This window comes from Methylobacterium carpenticola, from assembly GCF_042748905.1.
Classification (GTDB): Bacteria; Pseudomonadota; Alphaproteobacteria; order Rhizobiales; family Beijerinckiaceae; genus Methylobacterium; species Methylobacterium carpenticola.
Window position 1 is genome coordinate 5,432,492 of sequence record NZ_JBHZEO010000001.1, and the last position, 22,080, is coordinate 5,454,571.

The following is a 22,080-nucleotide window of genomic DNA, read 5'->3' on the forward strand; positions in this document are numbered from 1 at the left end:
TCGCGCCCCGCCGGGTCGGGAACGCAAACCATGCTCGAACGCCTCGCCAAGATGCTCCCCAGGCTGGTGCCGGCCGCACCGGTGGCCGGCGCGAGTCGGCCCGCGAGCCCCGCGGCGGGGACACGGTCGAGGACGGCCCTGGATGCCAGGATCGGGATCGGGCCTGCGCGCGGGTCGGCCCGCACCCGCGCGGCCTCCGGCTTGTCGAACATCCAGGCCCTGCGCGGGCTCGCGGCGGCGATGGTGCTCGTCCATCACGCGGCAATCTACGCTCATCTCCTGCGCGGCGCGGACCGTCCCCTGCCGACCTTCGACACGCTGATGGGCCTCTGGGGCGTCTCGATCTTCTTCGCGATCTCCGGTTTCCTGATGGCGGGTCTCGTCGTGCGCGACCGGCCTCTCGTGTTCCTGTCCCACCGGATCTCGCGGATCTTCCCGACCTATCTCGCGGTCGCGGCGCTGTTCGCGGCGCTGTTCGCCGGCCTCGGCCTGAGCGTCGGCGGTCTCACCCCGCTGTCCCTGTCGCTCGCTCCCGCAGGCCCGCGCAGCTACGCGCTCAACGTCGAGTGGACGCTCGTCTACGAGACGAGCTTCTATGTTGGCCTCTTCCTCGTGGCCTGCATCGGCCTTGCCCGCCGGATCACGCCACTCGCCACCCTCTGGCTCGGGCTGCTCACGGCGGCCTTCCTGCTGCTGCCCGAAGGGTCTCGCGACACGGTCCAGCCGCCGCTCCACCTGCTGCCGGTAACGGCAGCCTGCGTCCCCTTCGCGGGTGGGTTGCTGCTGCCCCGGCTGATCGCCGCCGGGCGGTTTCCTCCGGCCGCCGGGCTCCTCGCCCTGCCGGTATGCGCCGCTTGCTTCGTCGTCGAGAAGGACGTGGCGCGCTGGCTCGGCGGGGTTGCGGCGGTGCTTCTCGTCGGCGCCACCGCGTCGGGCCGCCAGATCCGGGAGGAGGGCGCCGTGTCCCGGGCCGTGCTCGGCCTCGGCAATGCGAGCTACGTGCTCTACCTCGTCCACGCTCCGATGCTGGTTCTGACCGCCTGGGCGCTGCCCGCCCGATGGTCCGGTCTCGCCTACGGGCTCACCGCTGTCGCGGCATCGCTGGGGCTTGCCGCGCTGCTCGGCCCATTGGACGTGGCGCTCTACCGCGCGCTGCGCCGCCGCATCGATGCGGCCTCGCCCACGATCCTCAAGCGGGGGCTCGCCCTCTATCTCCTGCTGTTTGTGGGGTGTGCCGTCTGGGGCAGCGTGGAGACCGCCCGCGACGACTGGCGTGAAAGCCGGGCGCGGGCGGCGCTCGCGGCCCTCCCGCCGGAAACCTGGACCAGCCGCGCGCTGGCCACCAGCGCCATCTCCAACCAAGGCATTGCCCTCCCTGCCTCGGTGCAGGGGGCTCTGGAAGGCATCGAGCGCCTATCGCCGATCGAGGCCATGGTGACGGCCTTCGCCTACGATCCAGCGCAGCCGAAGCGGACTTTTCTGCTGGCCCTGCACTGCTCCGGCCGCCTGATCCGGCTCGATCGGCCGCGCCGTGCGCGCAAGGATCTCGCTCCCCGTCTCGGCTTGGAGAATTCGGGGCACCGGATCGGCTACCGGATGCCAATTCCAGCGGAGGCTTGTGAGGCGGACTCCGCCCCGGTTGCGGTTGTCGTCGATACGAAGGGAAGGATGGCCGTCCTCACTGCCACGCCGGCCCCTTGATCCAGCCGTTCGCTCCGCCGTGATGGGTACGGAATACCGCCGGGGCGAGGGCTTCGCTCCGCAGTCTCTCGCATGTGAACCGCTCGACGGACGCTGCCCCTGGGACGCTCACGCGAGCAACGAGGCTCGAATTTTCTGGCCGCCGCATCGGAGCATCGACCTCCTCACCCTCTGCGCTTCGATGGTGACAACCAGCGCTCGTCTTCCCGGGGGCGGAAGCCATCCCATAGGGCGTCCGGGAAGAGCCGGAACCGGTGCTTTGATCCGGTGTCCGGACGATCCGTCCGGACACCGGATCCGAAGCCCGCGCGGCGCGGAGCAGGGCTCCGCGCACGCTTGAGCGAAGCCGGTTTCCGCATCGCGAACCGACTGCGCAGCAATCGCCGAGCGATCGACAGGAAACCGCATGAGAAGGCAAGACGAGTGGATGCCGATCCCCGCATGACCCGGGCCCGCGTCGTCGGGCTCGCCCGGACTTGGCTCGGCACGCCCTATCACCACCAAGCCGCCCTCAAGGGGGTCGGCTGCGACTGCCTCGGCCTGCTGCGCGGCGTCTATGCCGAGTTCTACGGGCACGCGCCCGAGGAGCCGCCGCCCTACACGCCGAGCTGGGCGGAGGATCACGGCGCCGAGACCCTGCGCGACGCCGCCCGCCGCCACCTCGCCGAGATCCCGATCCCGGACGCGCAAGCCGGCGACGTCCTGCTGTTCCGCTGGCGCGAGCGCCTTCCCGCCAAACACTGTGCCATCCTCTCGGACCGCGATCGCATGATCCACGCCTATGACGGCCACGCCGTCCTGGAGAGCTGGATCCCCCCGGCCTGGAGCCGGCGCATCGCCCACGCCTTCCGCTTCCCTGAGCGCCCGCGATGAGCACCCTCGTTCTCTCCTCCGCCGGCAAGGCGCTCGGCACCGCGATCGGCGGACCGATCGGCGGCTTTCTCGGCGGCATCGCCGGCGCCGGTCTCGGCAGCCTCGCCGACCGTGCCCTGTTCGGCAGCCGCCCCAAGCCGCAGATCAACGCCGGACCGCGCCTCTCGGACCTCTATGTCACCGCCTCCACCGAGGGCGCAGCCATCGCCCGCGTCTACGGCCGCGCCCGCCTCGCCGGCCAGATCATCTGGGCCACCAAGCTCAAGGAGACCCAGAGCGTCGAGAAGGTGAAGAGCCAGGGCGGCAAGGGCCCGCCGACGCAGAAGAGCTACACCGTCACCTACAGCTACAGCGTCAGCCTCGCGGTCGCCTTCTGCGAGGGGCCGATCACCGGCCTCGGCACGGTCTACGCCGACGGCAAGCCCCTGCGCCTGTCCGACTACCAGGCCCGGCTCTACCGCGGCAGCGAGGATCAGCCGCCCGATCCCAAGATCCTGGCGGTGGAGGGCGCGGCCCCGGCCTATCGGGGGCTGGCCTACCTCGTGCTCGAGGACCTGCCGCTCGCCGCCTTCGGCAACCGCGTCCCGGTGATCACCGCCGAGGTGATCCGCCGCCCGCCCGCCGGCGCTCCGCGGCTGGAGGACCGCCTCACCGCCGTGACCCTGATCCCGGGCATGGGCGAGTTCGTCTATGCCACCGCCCCGGTCACGGCCAACGACCGCGGCAGCCTGTCGGGCCAGAACACCGTCTCGGGCGGGGTCGACCTGATCAAGGCGCTCGATCAGCTCCAGGCCGAAGCGCCCACCTGCCGGCACGTCTCGCTGGTGGTGGCCTGGCACGGCACCGACCTGCGCCTGTCGGCTTGCCGTATCCTGCCCAAGGTCGAGACGGCGGCGAAGACCACGGACGTGGCCTGGGCGGCGGGCGGTCTGATCCGGACGAGCGCCCAGGTGGTCAGCCACGATGCCGAGGGCCACCCGCTGCTCGGCGGGGCGCCCGCCGACCTGTCGGTGGTGCAGGCGATCGGCGAGCTGAAGCGGCGCGGGTTGTCGGTGACGCTCTACCCGTTCGTGATGATGGACATCGCTCCCGGCAACGGCCTGCCCGACCCGTATGGCGGGGCGGAGCAGCCGGCCTTCCCCTGGCGCGGGCGCATCGGCTGCGATCCGGCGATCGGCCGCCCGGGCAGCCCGGACAAGAGCGCGGCCGCCGCCGAGCAGGTCGCGGCCTTCTTCGGACAGACCCGACCGGAGGACCTCGCCTGGACGGGCCAGACGGTCACCAGCCAGCGGCCGGACGAGTGGAGCTTCCGGCGCTTCATCCTGCATTGCGCGCGCCTCGCCGAGGCCGCCGGCGGGGTGGAGGCCTTCCTGATCGGATCGGAGATGGTCGGGCTCACCTCCCTGCGCTCCGGTCCCGCCACCTTCCCGGCCGTGGCGCAGCTGCGCGCGCTCGCCGCCGACGTGCGGACCATCCTCGGGCCCGGCACGGCCCTCGGCTACGGGGCGGACTGGAGCGAGTACGCCAACTACCGCCCCGCCGACGGCTCGGGCGACGTGTTCTTCCACCTCGATCCGCTCTGGGCGGATCCCGCCATCAGCTTCATCGGCATCGACAACTACATGCCGCTCGCCGACTGGCGCGACGGCTTCGAGCACGCCGACGCCGCCACCTACGCCTCGCCCTACGATCCGGCCTACCTCGCCGGCAACGTCGCCGGGGGCGAGCTGTTCGACTGGTACTACCCGAGCGAGGCCGACCGCGACGCCCAGAACCGGGTGCCGATCACCGACACCGCCCACGACGAGCCCTGGGTGTTCCGTCTCAAGGATCTGCGCTCCTGGTGGTCGAACCCCCACCACGACCGGCCCGGTGGTGTCCGGCAGGCTGCCGCCACCGCCTGGGTGCCGCAATCCAAGCCGATCCGCTTCACCGAACTCGGCTGCCCGGCCGTCGACAAGGGCGCCAACCAGCCCAACGTCTTCCTCGACCCCAAATCCTCCGAGAGCTTCCTGCCCCACTACTCCAGCGGCCGGCAGGACCTCGCCATGCAACGCGCCTATCTCGAGGCGGTGCTCGGCTTCTGGCAGGACGGCACCGGCAACCCGGTCTCGGCGGTCTATGGCGGCCGCATGGTCGATCCCGAGCGCCTGTTCGTCTGGACCTGGGACGCCCGGCCCTATCCCGAGTTCCCTCGCCAGGCCGCCGTCTGGAGCGACACCCCCAACTACAGCCTCGGTCACTGGCTCAACGGCCGGCTCAACCTCGGCCTCCTGCCCGACGTGGTCGCCGATCTCTGCGCCGGCAGCGGCGCCCCGGTCGACGTCTCGGCCCTGCACGGCGTCGTGCCCGGCTACACGGTCGCCGAGGTCCAGCCCCCGCGCGACAGCCTCGCGCCCCTGCGCACCGCCTACTTCTTCGACGGGGTCGAGAGTGGCGGCGCCATCCACTTCCGCCCGCTCGCCCGGGCGCCCGTCGCAAGCTTCCGCGAGGAGCAGCTCGTCGCCGCGAGGAGCGGCCCGGACTACCGGCGCACCCGCACCGAGGAGACCGCGCTGCCGGCCGTGGTGGCGCTCACCTACCTCGACCCGGCCCGCGCCTACCAGAGCGCCGCCGTCGAGGCCCGCCGCTCCGCCGGCCGCGCCACCGCGGTGACGCGCACCAGCCTGCCGCTCTGCCTGGAGGAGGGCGCTGCCCGCGGCCTCGCCCAGGCGCTGCTCTACCAGGCGCTCGTCGAGCGCGAGGCGGTCAGCGCCGTGCTGCCGCCCTCGGCGCTGGCCCTGGAGGCCGGCGACGTGGTCAGCCTGTCGCTCGCCGGCAGCCGCACGGATGTGCGCCTGACCCAGCTCGGCCTGGAGGCGGGCCGGCCGTTCAGCGCGCTGCGGGCCGATGCCGGCGTCTTCGCCTATCGCGACGGCTCGCCCACCGGCCGCGCTCCGGCGCCCCCGGCCACGGTGGGAGTGGGGCTGTTCCAGATCCTGGATCTGCCGCTGCTGCGCGCCGATGCCATCCCGCACGCGCCCTACTTCGCCGCCTACACCGCGCCCTGGTCGCCGGTGAGCGTGCTGCGCTCGCGCGGCGGCGGACCGTTCGAGGCCGACGCGGTGATCGCCGCCCGCTCGATCATCGGCCGGCTCACCGCCCCGCTCTACAGCGGGCCCAGCCGGCGCTGGGACCGGGTGTCAGAGCTCGACGTGCAGGTGCCGGCCGGGGCGGAACTCGCCTCGGCCACCGACAGCGACGTGCTCAACGGCGCCAACGCCGCGGCGGTGCTCTCGCCCTCGGGCGAGTGGGAGGTGCTGCAATGGGCGCGCGCCACGCTGCTGGGCGCGGGCTCCTACCGGCTCACCCGCCTGCTGCGCGGCCAGCTGGGCACCGAGTTCGCCATGGGCACGCCCACGCCGGCCGGTGCGCCCTTCGTGGTGCTCTCGCCGGCCCTGGTGCAATCCGCCATGCCGCTGTCCACCCGGGCCCAGCCGCAGAGCTTCCGCTGGGGGCCTCTGGCCCGCCCGCCGGAGGATCCCGCCTATGCGGGTGCCACCCTCAGCGTGGCCGGTGCGGGCCTGCGCCCCTACGCCCCCGCCCAGGCTCGCCTGCGGCGGCTGGCGGGCGGCGATCTCCAGATCAGCTGGATCCGCCGGACCCGGATCGAGGGTGATGCCTGGGAGCAGGTCGAGGTGCCGCTGGCCGAGGAGAGCGAAGCCTATGCCCTCGACATCCTCGACGATGCCGGCGCGGTGCTGCGCTCCGTGCAGGTCACCAGCCCATCCCTGACCTACGCGGCGGCGGACCAGGCGGCGGATTTCGGCGGGCCGGTGACGCGCCTGGCGGTGGCGATCTGCCAGCTCTCGGCCGTCGTCGGCCGCGGCACTCCCCTGAGGACCACCCTGTATGTCTGAGGCCACTGCCCTGCTCGCCCTGCCGCTGCTCGCCGCCGCGCAGGCGCAGAAGCACGTCACCCACAACGAGGCGCTGGTGCTGCTGGACACCCTCGTCCAGCTCGCCGTGCTCGACAAGGATCTCACCAGCCCACCCGCCAGCCCCGCCGAGGGCGACCGCTACCTGATCGCCGGGGCGAACCCGAGCGGCGCCTGGGCCGGCTGGGCGGGCCGCGTGGTGCGCTACCAAGACGGCGCCTGGACCTCCGCCGTGCCGCGGCCGGGCTGGCTGGCCTTCGTGCTGGATGAGGGCGAGCTCTACCTCTACGCGGCCGGCGCCTGGGTCAGCTACCGCACGACCCTCACCGTGCTGCAGAACCTCCAGCGCCTCGGCATCGGCACCACGGCGGATGCCGCCAATCCCTTCGCCGCCAAGCTCAACGCCGCCCTCTGGACCGCCCTCGGCACGGGCGAAGGCGGCACAGGGGATCTCCGCACCACCCTCAACAAGGAAGCGGCCGGCAACACGCTCTCGCTGCTGTTCCAGTCGGGCTGGTCGGGCCGGGCGGAGATCGGGCTCACCGGCGACGACGACCTGCACCTCAAGGTCTCGGCCGATGGCAGCAGCTGGACCGAGGCGCTGCGCCTCGACCGCACCACCGGCGGGGCGGATTTCCGGGTGGCGGAGGTGGCGGTCGCCTCCGCCGCGACGGTGGATCTCGGCGCCATCCCCGCGCTCGCCGTGACGATCACCGGCACCAGCGCGATCACCTCCTTCGGCAGCGCGCCGCGCTGCCTGCGGCTGCTGCGCTTTGCCGGCGCGCTGAGCCTGACCCACAACGCCGGAGCGCTGATCCTGCCGGGCGGGGCCAGCCTCACCACCGCGGCCGGCGACACCGGCCTCGCCCTCTCGGATGGGGCCGGCACCTGGCGGGTCATCGCCTACCAGCGCGCCTCCGGCAGACCCCTGAACCTCCTCACCGCCGGCGATCTCGCGGCCGGCGCCGTCACCCCGAGCCGGATGACGCTCGCGGATCCCAACAACATCATCCTCAACCCCGACTTCGCCGCCGGCGCGGATGGCTGGCTGCTCAACGCCGCCGCCATCCAGCCCGCCTCCGCCGCCCCCTCCGGCGCGCCCGCCGAAACCGTCCTGCGCCGCGCGGCCGGCACCAGCAACGCCGACGTCTACGCCAGCAACTCCATCCAGGTCTCGCCCGGCGAGGTCTACTTCGTCGAGGCGTGGTTCGCGGCCGAAGCCAACACCACCGGCACCCTGCGCGTCGGCCTGCACTGCCGCGACGTCGGCAAAACCGGCAACGCCTGGATCACCGCGACCCCGATCCCGGGCGCGGTGAGCACGCAGGCCGCCGCCGCGACCACGAGCTGGACGCGCTTGGCCGGCCTCGTCACCATCCCGGCCACCGTGAACGGCAACCGGACCGGATGGGCCCGCTTCTGGTCCTCGCATGACGGGGCGGCTTCGCCGGCGGGGGCCAGCTACCTGGCGGCGGCCAAGATGCGGATCGTGCCCGTGGCCGCTACGATCGGCGATGCCACCGGCACCGGGCGCGCGCTCCTCACTGCCACCAGCGCGGCGGCGGGGGCGGGCGCGCTGGGTCTCGGCACGGGCAACAACCCGGTCTTCAACGGGCTGGTGCTCAACGCGGCGGCGGGCAACTTCCGCACGATCTACTTCCAGTCGGGCAGCTCCAACCGCTGGACCGTGTTCGTGGACAACGGTGCCGAGAGCGGTGCGAATGCCGGCTCGAACTTCCGCATCAGCCGCTGGAACGATGGCGGCACCTCCGCCGGCGATCCGCTGGTGATCAACCGGGCGAGCGGACAGACGACCCTGTCTTCGCTCGCCGTTTCCGGCACCACCGGCCTGACGGGGGCGGTGTCGTTCACGCCGAGCGCTGCCCTGCAGCCGATCAGCCTACAGGGCAGCGGGCAGACCAATAAGCTGCAGATCCATCCGTGGCTCAATAACGGCGCCTACAGCAACATGACGAAGGCCGGCGACCAGGGCCTGTTCTGGTACGGCTCAGCGAGCGACAACGCGAACGCGGGCGGGCTGGTCCTGGCGCCCTGGTCGAGCAACGCCTACGGCATCCGCATCACCTACGACGGCAGGGTGGGCGTGAACAAGTCCGCGCCGGCTGTGGCCCTCGACGTGGTCGGGGCCGTGGCGGCGACCGGCGGCGTGTCGGTGGGCACGGTGCTGACGCTCGGCGCCTACACGGTGGCGACGGTGCCCGCCGGAACGGCGGGCCAGCAGATCTACGTGAGCGACGCACGCAAGGCGGGCGAGGCGAGCGGGTCGGGCACGGGGGTGCTGGCCTGCTACTCGAACGGGGCGTGGCGGCGGCTCTCGGACGACACGGCGATCGCGGCGTGAGGAGGTGAGGGATGAGCGAGGCGTTCCTGTACGAGTTCCTGTTCCGGGGGCGGGCTGCGGATGATCCCGAGCCGCCGGCCTGGCACGTCATCCTGGGTCAGGTCGTGCGGCTGCCCGGGGCGCGGGAGGCGCAGTTCGTGGACAGCGGGGCGCTGACGCCGGCGCAGGCGGCGGCGGCGGGGTTCCCGCTGGAGCGGGTGCTGGCGGGGATCGAGGCGGCGGCCTTGGCGGACCGGGACGCGACGGCGGCGGCGCTCTCCGCGATGACGCGGGAGCGGGATGCGCTGCGGGAGGCGCTCGCCGCCGTGACGGCCGAGCGGGACGCGCTCCGCTCCGCCGCGGCGGATGCCTAAAGCAGCACCCGATCACGCTGCAAGCGGGTGCTGCTTCAGGTCTTTGATTTTGCCGCATTGTCTGCGACGAACCGGTATCCGCTTCGTCCGAAAGCGCTCTCGATCAAGGCCCGCTCGGCTCGGCAGGAGAGCCGCCATGAATGGAAAGCCGATGCGGAACGACGCATGAGCGCTTCACCGCGCACGATCCACGGACCGGCCCGTCGATGAACCTCCGTTCCCGATACGAGCAAGCCGTGCGTGATCTGCGCGAGCGCGCGGCCGAGCTGCAAGGCGACGGCGCGTCCGCAGAAACGATCGCCCGGACCTTGCACGCGGAGCGCAGGCGACTGGCCGCCCTCTTCAAGGAACAGACGCCCGAGCCGTACCGGACCCGCATCTACGAGCGGACAATCAGGGTCTATGGAAGCGAACTCGGCCCGTCGATCGAGTTCCTTCGCGCGTCGGGCAAGTCCTGGGAGGCGATCATCGCGAGTGCGATGCGTCCGGGACCGATGATCGGGCTGGGGTCTGATCAGGCCGATGGCGAGTCGGGCGAGGCCGGCAATCGAACCGGGGCCTCACGGCGCACCGGACCAAGGTCCGAGTTGGGCGGCTTGCCGAAAGGGATTGCTTGTCAGCCCCCTGCGAGGCGATGCACCGGCCGGCGCATCGGTGCGTGGAGCGGACCGGGCGACAAGGAAGGGAGGAGCGGCGTGGCCGAGGATCCGAACGGGATGGAGGCCGACGATCCCACCCGGCTGATCGACGCGAAGATCGCGGCGCTCGGCGATTGGCGAGGAGAGCTGCTTGCCCGCATGCGGAGCTGGATCAGGCAAGCCGATCCCGAGATCGCCGAGGCTGTGAAGTGGAGAAAGCCGTCCAACGCCCTGTCGGGGGTGCCCGTGTGGGAGCATGCGGGCATCATCTGCACCGGTGAGACCTACAAGACCTGCGTGAAGGTGACTTTCGCGAAGGGCGCCTCGCTCCCGGATCCTTCGGGCCTCTTCAACGCCAGCCTTGAAGGCAGCACCCGGCGCGCCATCGACATGCGCGAGGGCGATCGAATCGACGAAGACGCGTTCAAGGCCCTCATCCGCTCTGCCGTGGCGCTCAACCAATCCCGGGCGCGAGGGTAGGCGAACGCCTCGGAAGGGGCGGGAAATCATTCCCGCAATCGCCAGGCTGATCGAGTTTTGACCCGGGCCTCGTCGATCCCGCCCGGCGGATGAGCCGCCGAGGCTTGCGGTCTCGCATCCCCGGCCGGATCTCGGCTGATCCGCCCCTCCACAATTCCGAGACCCTGCCCGGCGTCGCGCTGCGACGTCGCCCTTAAGCGTCCGCGCACGAGAGCGATACGTCCGCCATTCCGCTGATCCGGGCGGCCCCGCCTCGGTGGCGGAGGTGAGGGCGCTCAACCCCGGCCGCGATGGCGCCGGCCCGACCTCCCGCGCGCCGCCGGGATCCGCGGCGCTCCAGACCGGAGAGAGACGATGACGAAGTACCTGACGCCCGGCGTGGTGGCCGGCCTGCTCTCGGCCGCGGCGGTGGGCGCGGGCTTGGCGGGCAAGCCCGCGCTCGCCGCCTTCCTCAACGATCCGTCGACGGCCGCGAACCTGCTCTCGGCCGCCGGTGCCGTCGGCGCGCTGGTCGCCGGCGTCCTGAAGGGCGTGCGCTCCGCGTGAGCGTCTGCCCGCCCCGCTCGCGGGGCGGGCGATCACCACGATCAGCCGATCACCACGACTTGGGCGCCCACCGAGACCCGTGCGTAGAGGTCCATCACGTCCTGGTTGATCATGCGGATGCAGCCCGAGGAGACGCTGCGCCCGATGCTCTCCGGCTCGGTGGTGCCGTGGATGCGGTAGAGCGTGTCCTTGTTGTTCTGCCAGAGATACATGGCGCGGGCGCCCAGCGGGTTGCGCGGCCCGCCCGGAACGCCGAGCCCGCTCTGGAGCTGGCTGACCTGCCGGGCGAGCGCCGGCTGGCGGGCGATCATCTCCTTGGGCGGGTACCAGTCGGGCCAGGCCTGCTTGGAATTGATCGTCGCGATGCCCGACCACGCGAAGCCCTGGCGCCCGACGCCGACGCCGTAGCGGCGCGCCCGCCCGCCCGGCTGGACGAGGTAGAGGTGATGCGCCCGCGGGTCGATCACCACCGTGCCGGGCTCGTAGCGCCCGCCATAGCCCACGTCCTGGCGCAGGAAGGCGGGGTTCGCCCGCTGCCAGCGGAAGGCGGGGATCGGGAAGGGCTCGGAATTCACCGCCGCGTAGGCGCGGGCGTAGTCGATCGGTCCGTCATCCACCGCCACCGAGGGCTCCTGAGGCGGCGCGGCCGGCCGCCGCGGCCCGCCCCAGAACGGATCCGGCTCGGGCTCGACGGACCGGCGGCCCCCGAAGGGCCAGTCGCCGTCCGGCTCGGGCTCCGGGGCGGGGTTGCGCGGCAGCGGCCAGGCGTGCGCGGCGCCGGCCAGCGCGGTCGAGAGCAGCGCCGAGGCGAGGCCCGTCGCGGCGCGCGCGACCAGAATGCGGCGAGTTGGGTCGGTCATGAATCCGTCGCGGGGCTGTCGGGGGACGGCCGTCGGGCCGCCTTCCTCAAGGGTCTGCAAGGGTTTGACGACCGAAATGAGACCGGACCGGTGAGCCGTCAAGGCCGAGCTGCGCGGCGGCATAGGCGCCGTCCTGCGACCACCGCATGCCTGCGGGCCGGTGGCCGATCGTGCGCAATCGTCTTGGGATGCAGACCATTATCTTATGATGAGATGAGGCTTGTGCATGATAAAGTTGACGTTTGGCTAGAGTCATGCACATCGTTGTTCATCAAGAAAAATCGGTGATACATGATGAACGACGATGCAACCTCCCAGCTCGACCTGATCGAGTTCACCGCCGATATCGTCTCGGCCTACGTGTCGAACAATTCGGTGCCGGCCACCGAAGTGGCTGGGCTGATCGGGTCCGTGCACGGATCTCTGACCCAGCTCATCGCCCCGCCGGAACCGGAGCCGGAGAAGCTCACACCGCCCGTGCCGATCAAGAAGACCGTCACGCCCGACCACATCATCTCGCTGGAGGACGGCAAACCTTACAAGACGCTCAAGCGTCACCTCGCCGGCCGGGGCCTGACGCCGGATCAGTACCGCCAGAAATGGGGCCTGCCGCCGGACTACCCGATGGTGGCGGCGAACTACGCGGCCCAGCGCTCCGAACTCGCCAAGACGAGCGGCCTCGGCCAGAGCCGGCGCGTGCGCAGCGCGGCCCGCAGCGCGGCGCCCGATCCGGTGGTGACCGAGCCCGAAGCGGCGCAGCGCCGGGGCCGGCCGCGCAAGGGGCAGGGCTGAACGGAGGCGGACACCCGCGCTCATCGGGCATTCAGAACCGGGCGCCTAGCCTTGGACATCATTCGCCGGATCGCTCTTCGGTTCGGCAGCGACGATGATGCGAAACCAAGGGTCTGGGCAGAGTTGCTCTCTGCAATTCTGCTTAGGCGGAGACCGGGCGGTCCCAGCCGTCCGGTCCTGTCTGGAGAGTGCTCAGATGATGCCCATCAAGGTGCTCGGGATCGCCGCCCTCGTGGCCGGCAGCCTCGGACTGGCCTCGGCGGCGAGCGCCGCCCCGATCGGCCTCGGCGCGGCGGGCGCCCTGGCCGGCGAGCCGGCGGCGACGCCGGTCTTCGGCGGCTGCGGCCCGGGCTTCGCTCCCAACCGCTTCGGCTATTGCCGCCCGTTCTACGGACCGCGCCCCTATTACGGGCCCCGGCCCTATTATGGCGGCCCGCGCCCGTACTGGCGGCGGCCGTATTACGGCCCGCGGCGGTTCTACTACGGCTATTGAGAACCGGGAGCCGCGCTCCCGATCCTGCTCACGACACCCGGCGTCCGGCGACGCCGGGTTTTTTCATGCCTCGGGGTCGGTCCGGGTCGAGAAGCGGTCGCGGGCGGTGAAGCGATCCGCCGGCAGGCCGGGGAGGGCGCCGCCGTAGATCTCCCGGGACAGGAACGAGCGCTCGATCTCGAGTTGCGCCTCGTCGAGGTCGATGTACCAGCAGCGCCGCCGGCTGGACCAGCGGTAGTTCCGGTCCTTGAGCCGGTCCTTCAGCGCGAAGGGCGCGTCGGAGGCCCAGAGCCGCACGGTCGGCCGGCGGGCCGCCTCCAGCAGGGCCGCGAGGGCGAGGCGCCCCGAAGTCCTGAGCGGCCGGGCGAGCAGCCACAGCAGGGCCTCGCAATCGTCGATCGCCCGGTGGCCGTTGTGGAAATACCCGTGATCGGCGAGCAATCCGCCGAGCCGCGCCGCCTCGTGGCCCTCCTCGCGCCAGGGGATCTGGTGGCAGGAGCAGGCCCAGTTCAGCCCGGCGAAGACCGGCCAGCGCTCCTCGCACATCCGCCGGTCGAAGCGGGCGTTGTGGGCGATGACGACCCGCGCCTGGGCGGCCAGCGCCTCCACGGCGGCATCGTCGATGCGCTGGCCGGCCACGTCCGCGTCGGTGATGCCGGTGAGCCGCGTCACCACGTCGGGGATCGGCTTCGAGGGCTGCTGGAGCTGGTTGAGGCGGTGCCGCACCCGGTAGATGCGGCCGCTCGGGCCGTACGTGAAGGCGATGATGCCGAGTTCGATCACCTCGTCGGTGGCCGGATCGAGCCCGGTGGTCTCGGTGTCGAGGACCAGGCCCAGAAAGGTCGGCTCCTCGGGCACCTCTTTGGGGGCGAGGGCCTCCGGCGCGAAGGCCTTGAGGCGGCGCAGCACCCGGTACTCCCCGGTCCGTTCCAGGATCCCGGCTATGTCGTCGAGCGCGTCCGTCACGCGTCACCCAACCGGACGTTTCAGCATGATCCGGCTTAGCGTCGCCCGAGCCGGCGCACCAGGGCGGCCCGGGCACGATCCACCGCGGATTCAGCCGGCGGCCGGCAGGGCGGCCTTGAGCGTGTCCGGCCGGTCGCCGAGCCGCGCCGCGGTGAGGAGGCCGACCAGGGCGACGGCCGCGATGATGAGGCCGGGCGCGGCCGGCCAGCCGGTGGCGCCGATGAGGGCGTTCGCGGCGAGCGGCCCGAGGCCGCTGAGCAGGGTGAAGCCGACATTGAGCGACAGGGCCACGCCGCTGAAGCGCACCCGGGTCGGGAACAGCCCGGCGAGCAGGTAGGCGAAGCTGCCGTTGGCGCCCGCCACCGCGACCGTGAGGAGCGGCAGCACGAGGAACAGGTTGGCGTCGCCGCGCGCCAGGAGCTGGTAAGTCGGCACCGCGCCGACGAGGAGCAGCAGGGCCGAGGCCTGCATCAGCCGCCGGGGCGGCACGCGGTCGGCGAACCACGAGGCGGCGAGCAGCGAGGACGACATCGCCAGGAGGGCGAGGTTCATGGCAAGCGCGATGGTCTGCCGGTCGTAGTGCAGCACCTGCCCGAGATAGGCGGGCATGTGCGCGAACAGGAGCCCGTTGAAGCCCGCCGTGAGGGCGACGATGCCGATGCCGGCGAGAACCGCGCGGCGGTGGTGGCGCAGCACCTCGCCGACCGGGCTGCGGGCGGCGGCGTGGCGCAGGCGCAGGAATTCCGGCGTCTCCTCCAGGGTGCGGCGCAGCCAGAAGCTCACCAGCCCCAGCACGCCGCCGAGCCCGAAGGCGATGCGCCAGCCGGACTCGGCCATGGCGGCGGGCGGCGGCCAGGATTGCAGGGCGAGGTTGACGAGGGCGGCGAGCAGCACGCCGCTGTTCACGAGGCAGAACACGATGCCGCAGGCGAGGCCGGGCCGCCGCCCCGCGGTCTCGACCACGAAGGTGATGGCGCCTGGCAGCTCCCCGCCGATGCACAGGCCCTGCACGAAGCGCAGGGTGACGAGGAGGAGCGTCGCGGCGACGCCCCAGGAGGCGTAGGACGGGACGAGCCCCATGCCGAGCGTGCAGGCCGACATGGTGAAGACCGTGACCACGAACACGGTCTTGCGCCCGTAGCGGTCGCCGAAATGGCTGAGCACCATGCCGCCGAGCGGCCGGGCGAGGTAGCCGACCGCGAAGACCGCGAGCGAGAGGGTGAGCGCCGCGACCGGGTCGCTCGCCGGGAAGAAGGCGGCGGCGATGTCCTTCGCGAAGATGCCGTAGACGATGAAGTCGTAATATTCGAGCCCGCCGCCGAGGCTCGCCAGCACCGTCATCTTCCATGGACGGCGGGCGATGTCGCTCCCGCCGGCTGCATCCTGTGTCATGATCGCGTCGCTCCCGGGCCCCTCCGGCGAGCCCCCGTCCGGGGGCCCGCGGGGCCTTGGGCGCGCGCCATAACCCGGTTCGGCGCGCGCGCCTACATCACGGCGCCGATCTGCCAGGGCACGAATTCGGCATCGCCGTAGCCGAGCGCCTCGGATTTCGAGCGCTCGCCGGAGGCCACCGCGAGGATCTTGGCGAAGATCTCGTCGCCCTTCTGGCGGATCGTCACCCCGTCGAGGACGTCGCCGCAATCGATGTCCATGTCCTCTTCCATGCGACGATAGATCTCGGAATTGGTGGCGAGCTTGATCGAGGGTGTGGGTTTGCAGCCATAGGCCGAGCCGCGCCCGGTGGTGAAGCACAGGACGTTGGCCCCGCCCGCCACCTGGCCGGTGGCCGAGACGGGGTCGAAGCCCGGCGTGTCCATGTAGACGAAGCCCCGGGCGGTGACGGGCTCGGCGTAGCGATAGACGCCCTCGAGCCGCGTGGTGCCGCCCTTGGCCGTGGCTCCGAGGGATTTCTCCAGGATGGTGGTGAGGCCGCCGGCCTTGTTGCCGGGGGAGGGGTTGTTGTTCATCTCGCCGCCGTTGCGGGCGGTGTAGGCCTCCCACCAGTGGATCATGCCGACGAGCTTCTCGCCGATCTCGCGGGTGGCGGCGCGGCGGGTGAGCAGGTGCTCGGCCCCGTAGATCTCGGGCGTCTCGGACAGGATCGCGGTGCCGCCCTCCGCCACCAGCCGGTCGACGGCGGCGCCCAGCGCCGGGTTCGCCGTGATGCCCGAATAGCCGTCCGAGCCGCCGCACTGGAGCGCGAGCATGAGCTCGGAGGCCGGCACGGTCTCGCGGCGCACCGATGCGACCGCGGGCAGCATCTCGCGGATCGCCGCGACGCCCGCCTCGACGCTCTTGCGGGTGCCGCCGGTCTCCTGGATGGTGAAGCTGCGGAAGGTGTCGCTCTCGGTGATGCCGTAGGCGCGCTTCCAGCGGTCGATCTGGAATCCCTCGCAGCCGAGCCCCACCATGATCACGCCGCCCATGTTGGGATTGGCCGCGTAGCCCCACTGGGTGCGCTTGAGGATCTCGCTGCCCTCGCCCTGGATGTCGTAGCCGCAGCCGGTGCCGTGGACGAGGGGGATGATGCCGTCGATCTCCGGGTAATCGTCGAGGAACCCGGAGCGGCGCACGGCCTCGGCGATGAAGCGCGCCACCGAGGCCGAGCAGTTCACCGAGGTGAGCACGCCGATGTAGTTGCGGGTGCCGACCCGCCCGCCGGCCCGGCGGTAGCCCCGGAAGGTGGCGCGCTCGGCTTCCGGAACCATCGGGGTCTCGCGGGCGTCCTCGGCGAAGCGGTAGTCGCGGGCGAAGTCGCCCTTGGCCTCCCCCAGGCCGACATTGTGCTCGTGCACCCACTCGCCCGGCGCGATGGCGCGGTTCGCGAAACCGATGATCTGGCCGAACTTGCGGATCGGGGCGCCGTCCGGGATGGGGGCGGTGGCGAGCTTGTGGCCCTTCGGCACCCGGACCGCCGCCGTCACGCCCTCGACGCGATCGCCCGGCGCAATGGCATCCACCGCGACGACGACGTTGTCCTCGGGGCTCAGCCGGACGGTGCGGGGTGACGAGGACGGGGGCAGGGCGGTTGCGGCGGACATCGGGGGACTCCTCGACGCGTCGGGGGCGAGCGCGGGGCGTCCCGCCTCCGGGATATGGGGATGGTGCGAGAGCGTTGTCCGACGAAGCGGATGCCGGTTCGTCGCAGACAATGCGGTGAAATCATACGCACAGAGCAGCACCCGATGGCACCCTGATCGGGCGCTGCTCTAGCCGGCGGCCGCCTTCGCGCGCCCGCCCAGATACGCCGCGCGGATGTCGTCGTTGGCCCAGAGCTGCTCCGGCGCGCCGCTGAGCACCAGCTGGCCCGTCTCCAGCACGTAGCCGCGGTCGGCCACCGAGAGGCCCATGCGGGCATTCTGCTCCACCAGGAGCACGGTGGTGCCGCGGCGGCGCACCTCGGCGATGATGGAGAACACCGCCTGCACGATCACCGGCGCGAGGCCCAGCGAGGGCTCGTCGAGGAGCAGGATGCGGGGCTTGGCCATCAGCCCGCGGGCGAGCGCCACCATCTGGAGCTGGCCGCCCGAGAGCGTCCAGCCGAGCGCGTCGGCGAAGCGGCGGATGTCGGGGAAGAGCTCGAACATGGCGTCCGCCTCCTCCCGGATCCGCCGGGCCGGGAGCCCGGTGCGGTTCGAGGCGCCGAGCATGATGTTCTCGCGCACCGTGAGGCCGGGGAAGACCCGGCGGCCCTCCGGCACGTGGGCGACGCCGCGGCGCACGATCTCCTCGGGCTTGAGGCCGAGCAGCGACTGGCCCTCGAACAGGATCTCGCCGCCCGCGGGCTTCACCAGCCCCGAGATGGTCTTGAGGGTGGTCGACTTGCCGGCGCCGTTGGAGCCGAGCAGGGTGACGACCTCGCCCGCCTCCACCGAGAACGAGACGCCGCGGACGGCCTCGATCTCGCCGTAGCGCACCGTGAGGTCGCGGATGTCGAGGAGTGCCATCGGATTCCCCCTCAGGTCGGCGCGAGATCGGCGCGCAGGCCCGGGTCGCGCTGGTCGGCGCTCTCCTGACCCAGATAGGCCTCGATGACCGCGGGCTCGCGCAGCACGCTCGCGGTGACGCCGTCGGCGATGCGCCGGCCGAAGTTCAGGACCGTGATGTGGCTCGCCACGTCGCTCACCAGCGTCATGTCGTGGTCGATGATCAGGATGGTGACGCCCTTGGCGGCGACCCGGCGCAGCAGGGCGGTGAGCGCCCCCTTCTCGGTGCTGTTGAGGCCCGCCGCCGGCTCGTCGAGGAGGAGCAGCACCGGATTGCCGGCGAGCGCCCGGGCGATCTCGATCAGCCGCTGGTGGCCGTAGGAGAAGGCCGAGACCGGCTCGTCCGCCCGCGCCTCCAGCCCCACGAAGGCGAGTGCCGAGCGGGCGCGCGCCTCGAGGGCGGCCCGGTCGTGGCCCTCGATCGGGTTGCCCGGCCGCTCCGCCCCGATCACGACGTTCTCGAGCGCGCTCATCGAGCGGAACAGGCGGATGTTCTGGAAGGTCCGCCCGAGCCCGGCCGCCGCCCGCGCGTGGGGCGGGGCGTGGGTGATGTCCCGCCCGTCGAGGCGCACCCGGCCGGCGGTCGGCCGGTACAGCCCCGAGAGCACGTTGAGGGTCGTGGTCTTGCCCGACCCGTTCGGCCCGATCAGCGCGTGGATGCCTCCGCGCGTCACCGTGAAGGAGACCTCGTCCACCGCCTTGAGGCCGCCGAAGTGCTTGGACAGGCCCTCGATCTCCAGCACCGGGGCGGGGCTCGCCGGCCCCTGGGTGAGGACGAGATCGGAGGCGGGTGCCGCGGAGGCGCGGCGCGGGCGCAGGCGCTTCACCTGGTCGCCGAGGAAGCCCCAGATGCCCTCCGGCATGAACACCACGATCAGGATCACCGCGAGGCCGTAGAGGGCGAGGTAGAGGCCCGGGATCTCCTTCAGGAAGCGCAGCCACTCGGGGATGAGGATGAGGAGCCCGGTGCCGATCACCGCCCCCGCCGGGGAGCCGACGCCGCCCAGGAGCGCCATCGTCAGGAAGACGATGGATTCCGCGAAGGAGAACTGGTCCGGGCTCACATAGGCGAAGCCGCCCGCGAAGAGACCGCCGCCGAGCCCGGCGAGCAGCGCCCCGATCGCGAAGGCCAGCACCTTGGTGCGGTAGACGTCGATGCCGGTGACGCCCGCGGCGAGCTCGTTGTCGCGCACCGCCCGCATGGCCCGGCCGAGCCGCGTGCGCGGCATGTGCCAGACCACCCAGGCGACCACCGCGAGCACCGTCAGGCAGAGGCCGAGATAGGCCTGCCCGTCCGTGAACAGGGCGGGGCGCTGGATGCGCGGCACCCCGTCCGGCCCGTGGGTGACGGGAATCCAGTTCACCAGCACCAGGGTGAGGATCTGCTGGAAGCTGATCGTCACCATGGCGAGGTAGTGGCCGCCGAGGCGCAAGGTCGAGGCGCCGAGGAAGGCGCCCGCCACCAGGGCGGCGGCGAGGCCGGCCGCGAGGCAGAGCCAGAAATTCGCCCCGAGATCGACCGTGCCGAGCCCGACCGCGTAGGCGCCGAGCCCGAAGAAGGCGGCCTGGGCGAGGTTGATCTGCCCGCACAGCCCCAGCACCACCGTGAGGCCGATCACCGCGATGGCGTAGGTCGCGGCCTGCATCAGGATGTTGAGGAGGTAGCCGTTGACCGGCGTGGTCACGGCCAGCGCGACGATGCCCGCCGCCGCCAGCGCGTAGACGAGGGTGCCCAGCGGCAGCCGCCGGGCGGCGGGGACGGGCGCGGCGAGGCCCGCCTGGGGAAGGGGAGAGCCGGTCATGCCTTCTCCGCGATGCGTTCGCCGAACAGCCCCTGGGGCCGCAGGATCAGGAAGGCGACGAGGACGATGAACGCGAAGGCGTCCTTGTAGGGCACCGACACGTAGGCGGCCCCGAAGGTCTCGATGATGCCGAGGGCGAGCCCGCCGATGATCGCGCCGGTCACGTCGCCGAAGCCGCCGATGATGGTGGCGGCGAAGGCCTTGAGTGCGATGGTCGCCCCCATCTGGATCGACACGAACAGCACCGGCGCCACCAGGATGCCGGCGATGCCCCCGAGCACCGCGCTGTAGACGAAGGTCAGCATGATCATCCCGGCGACCGGGATGCCGAGGAGGGCGGCCATCTCCTTGTCCTGGGAGGTGGCCTGGAGCTTCTTGCCGAGCAGCGTGTGCTCGAAGAACCAGTACTGGAAGGCGACGAGCACCGCCGTCACCGCGATGATCAGGAGGTACTGGCTGTCGAGGAAGACCGGCCCGAGCAGGATCCCCTGCGTCTCGAAGACCGGCGAGAGCACCTGCGGCTGCGGCCCGTAGAGGGCGAGCGTGGTGTTGGCGAGAAAGATCGAGGCGCCGATGGTCGAGATGATCACCGGCAGGTAGCTGCGGTGGCGCAGCGGATAGTAGACGCCGAGGTTGAACAGGGCGCCGAGCAGCGCCATGCCGCCGATGGCGAGCAGGAAGGACAGCCAGTACGGCCATTCCAGGTCGACCGCGAAGACGACCATCAGGAAGGCCGCCACCATCGAGAACTCGCCCTGGGCGAAGTTCACCACGTTGGTGGCCCGGAAGATCAGCACGAAGCCGAGCGCCACGAGGGCGTAGACGGCGCCGATGCCGATGCCGGTGAAGAGAAGCTGGAGGAGGAGGTCCATGCGATCCGCCCGCGACCGGTGAGCGAGGGGGCCCGCCCCGGGGGGCGGGCCGGCGGCGGGCGCTCAGCCCTGGTAGAAGTCGATGCGCTTGTCGAAGGTGATCGCGCCCTTGTCGTTCTTCACGACGTTGTAGCCGTGCAGGCCGTCGCCGTTCTTGTCGAAGTTGTATGTGCCCTCCGCGCCCGCATGGCCGCGCACGGCGAGCAGCGCCTCGCGCACCGCCTGGGGGTCGGTCCGGCCCGCCTTGTTGATGGCGAGCGCCAGCACCGTGACCGCGTCGAAGGTCCACGAGGACTGGTTGTCGGGGGCGATCTTGGTGGCGGCCCGGTAGGCCTTGCCGAAGGCCCGCGCGGCGTCGCTCGATTCCTCCGCGTAGTCGGCGACGCCGTAGGTGCCGTAGAGCGAGGGGCCGGCGAGCTTGAGCGCCGTCACGTTGACGATCGAGGGCGAGCCGACCCAGGGCACGGTTACGCCGAGCTGGCGCAATTGCCGGGCGAAGATGCCGAGGTCGTTCTCGAAGGTGAAGTAGGAGCCGATGATCTCCGCTCCCGACTGGCGGATCGCCAGCACGACGGGCGTGAAATCCTGGCTCTGGTTCGTGTAGCCCTGATCGAGGGCGACCGTCGCCCCGGCCTTCCCCAAAGCCTCGGTCAGCGCCTTGGCGCCGCTCGTCCCGAAGGCGTCGGTGGAGTGGATCACCGCCCATTTCTTCTTGGTGAGGCTGCTGATGCCGAAATCCGCGATCACCCGGGCGGAGTAGCTGTCGTTCGGCCGGAACCGGAACATCCAGGGATTGCCCATCTGCGTCAGCACCGGATCGGTGCCGCCGAAGCAGACGGGCTTGCCGGTCTTGAGGATGTCGGGCGCCATGGCGTGGTTCTGGGTCGAGCGGATCGAGCCCAGGAACCCGACGAGGTCGCTCTGCGCGGCGAGCTTCGAGAAGGCGAGCACCGCCCCCGGATTGGTGGTCTGGTCGTCCTCGGTGACGATCTCCAGGGGCTTGCCGAGGACGCCGCCGGCCTTGTTGACCGCCTCGAGCGCGATCTTGGCGCCGTTGAGGGCGAAGCGGCCCGCATCCGCGCCGGGGCCGGTCACCGGCAGCACCATGCCGATGCGCACGGTGGAGCCCGCGCCCTGCGCGCAGGCCGAGCGGATCAGCCCGGGGCCTGCGCCGCTCATGACCGCACATGCGGCTCCGCCCAGGAAAACGCGACGCGTCGTCCTCATGAGGTCGTCCTCCCAATCGTTCCGGTGTCGAGGCCCGGTTGTTGCGCGGAATAGGACACCGGCAGCGCTGCCATGTCCAGTCCCCGGTTGGCGAATAGTGGTCGGGGCGAATGGCGGAGGGGGCGGGGATGCGCCAGGATGGGCCGGCGGCGCCCCGCGATGCCACGGTTGCGGGTTGGATCCCCACGCGCCATTCGCTATTCGCCATTCGC

The 22,080-nt window shown here is 71.7% G+C and carries 17 protein-coding genes; 9 read left to right on the forward strand and 8 right to left on the reverse strand.

From position 1 onward, the window contains the following. Positions 1–30 precede the first annotated feature (30 nt). The 7 genes from ACE101_RS25255 (at position 31) to ACE101_RS25285 (ending at position 10,870) form a co-directional block, all read left to right on the forward strand. Positions 31–1,701 carry an acyltransferase family protein gene (locus ACE101_RS25255; protein ID WP_379135599.1) on the forward strand — a complete coding sequence of 557 codons (1,671 nt, stop codon included), beginning with the start codon at positions 31–33 and terminating at the stop codon, positions 1,699–1,701. A gap of 441 nt (positions 1,702–2,142) precedes the next feature. Next, positions 2,143–2,574 (forward strand): NlpC/P60 family protein, encoded by a 432-nt coding sequence (locus tag ACE101_RS25260; RefSeq protein WP_379135602.1) that lies wholly within the window; start codon positions 2,143–2,145, stop codon positions 2,572–2,574. After that, entirely contained in the window at positions 2,571–6,473 is a 3,903-nt protein-coding gene (locus ACE101_RS25265) for a baseplate multidomain protein megatron (RefSeq protein ID WP_379135603.1), read from the forward strand. Before ACE101_RS25260 ends, ACE101_RS25265 begins: the two co-directional genes overlap by 4 nt. Beyond that, the gene (locus ACE101_RS25270; protein WP_379135606.1) at positions 6,466–8,853 is read left to right on the forward strand and encodes a DUF2793 domain-containing protein; all 2,388 of its coding nucleotides are present in this window, start codon (positions 6,466–6,468) and stop codon (positions 8,851–8,853) included. The genes ACE101_RS25265 and ACE101_RS25270 overlap by 8 nt, the downstream gene beginning before the upstream one ends. A gap of 11 nt (positions 8,854–8,864) precedes the next feature. Then, positions 8,865–9,206, forward strand: coding sequence for a hypothetical protein (locus tag ACE101_RS25275; RefSeq protein WP_379135608.1), 342 nt, complete (start codon positions 8,865–8,867; stop codon positions 9,204–9,206). 716 nt (positions 9,207–9,922) lie between these two features. Further along, positions 9,923–10,324: a DUF1801 domain-containing protein gene (locus tag ACE101_RS25280; RefSeq protein WP_379138920.1), complete on the forward strand. Its 402-nt coding sequence runs from the start codon at positions 9,923–9,925 to the stop codon at positions 10,322–10,324. A 354-nt stretch (positions 10,325–10,678) separates the two neighbouring features. Beyond that, entirely contained in the window at positions 10,679–10,870 is a 192-nt protein-coding gene (locus ACE101_RS25285; protein WP_379130373.1) for a hypothetical protein, read from the forward strand. 41 nt (positions 10,871–10,911) lie between these two features. Here ACE101_RS25285 and ACE101_RS25290 read toward each other — a convergent pair whose 3' ends face one another. Then, the gene (locus tag ACE101_RS25290; RefSeq protein WP_379135611.1) at positions 10,912–11,730 is read right to left on the reverse strand and encodes a L,D-transpeptidase; all 819 of its coding nucleotides are present in this window, start codon (positions 11,728–11,730) and stop codon (positions 10,912–10,914) included. Between the two features lie 291 nt (positions 11,731–12,021). On the opposite strand from ACE101_RS25290, the gene ACE101_RS25295 reads away from it, so the two are divergent. Further along, positions 12,022–12,522 (forward strand): Ros/MucR family transcriptional regulator, encoded by a 501-nt coding sequence (locus ACE101_RS25295; protein ID WP_379135614.1) that lies wholly within the window; start codon positions 12,022–12,024, stop codon positions 12,520–12,522. A 196-nt stretch (positions 12,523–12,718) separates the two neighbouring features. Next, the gene (locus ACE101_RS25300) at positions 12,719–13,015 is read left to right on the forward strand and encodes a GCG_CRPN prefix-to-repeats domain-containing protein (protein ID WP_379135616.1); all 297 of its coding nucleotides are present in this window, start codon (positions 12,719–12,721) and stop codon (positions 13,013–13,015) included. A gap of 63 nt (positions 13,016–13,078) precedes the next feature. On the opposite strand, the gene ACE101_RS25305 is transcribed toward ACE101_RS25300, so the two are convergent. From ACE101_RS25305 to ACE101_RS25335, 7 genes are all read right to left on the reverse strand, one after another. Continuing rightward, the gene (locus tag ACE101_RS25305; RefSeq protein ID WP_379135619.1) at positions 13,079–13,981 is read right to left on the reverse strand and encodes a 3'-5' exonuclease; all 903 of its coding nucleotides are present in this window, start codon (positions 13,979–13,981) and stop codon (positions 13,079–13,081) included. 90 nt (positions 13,982–14,071) lie between these two features. Further along, positions 14,072–15,373 (reverse strand): MFS transporter, encoded by a 1,302-nt coding sequence (locus tag ACE101_RS25310; protein WP_379135622.1) that lies wholly within the window; start codon positions 15,371–15,373, stop codon positions 14,072–14,074. Positions 15,374–15,465: 92 nt separating this feature from the next. Then, positions 15,466–17,022, reverse strand: a complete 1,557-nt coding sequence (locus ACE101_RS25315) for a UxaA family hydrolase (protein ID WP_379135625.1) — start codon at positions 17,020–17,022, stop codon at positions 15,466–15,468. Between the two features lie 168 nt (positions 17,023–17,190). Next, positions 17,191–17,928, reverse strand: a complete 738-nt coding sequence (locus ACE101_RS25320) for an ABC transporter ATP-binding protein (RefSeq protein WP_379135628.1) — start codon at positions 17,926–17,928, stop codon at positions 17,191–17,193. Between the two features lie 11 nt (positions 17,929–17,939). After that, positions 17,940–19,769, reverse strand: a complete 1,830-nt coding sequence (locus ACE101_RS25325) for a branched-chain amino acid ABC transporter ATP-binding protein/permease (protein ID WP_379135631.1) — start codon at positions 19,767–19,769, stop codon at positions 17,940–17,942. After that, positions 19,766–20,641, reverse strand: coding sequence for a branched-chain amino acid ABC transporter permease (locus ACE101_RS25330; protein WP_379135634.1), 876 nt, complete (start codon positions 20,639–20,641; stop codon positions 19,766–19,768). The genes ACE101_RS25325 and ACE101_RS25330 overlap by 4 nt, the downstream gene beginning before the upstream one ends. A 63-nt stretch (positions 20,642–20,704) precedes the next feature. Then, positions 20,705–21,868: an ABC transporter substrate-binding protein gene (locus ACE101_RS25335; protein WP_379135637.1), complete on the reverse strand. Its 1,164-nt coding sequence runs from the start codon at positions 21,866–21,868 to the stop codon at positions 20,705–20,707. Positions 21,869–22,080: the final 212 nt, after the last annotated feature.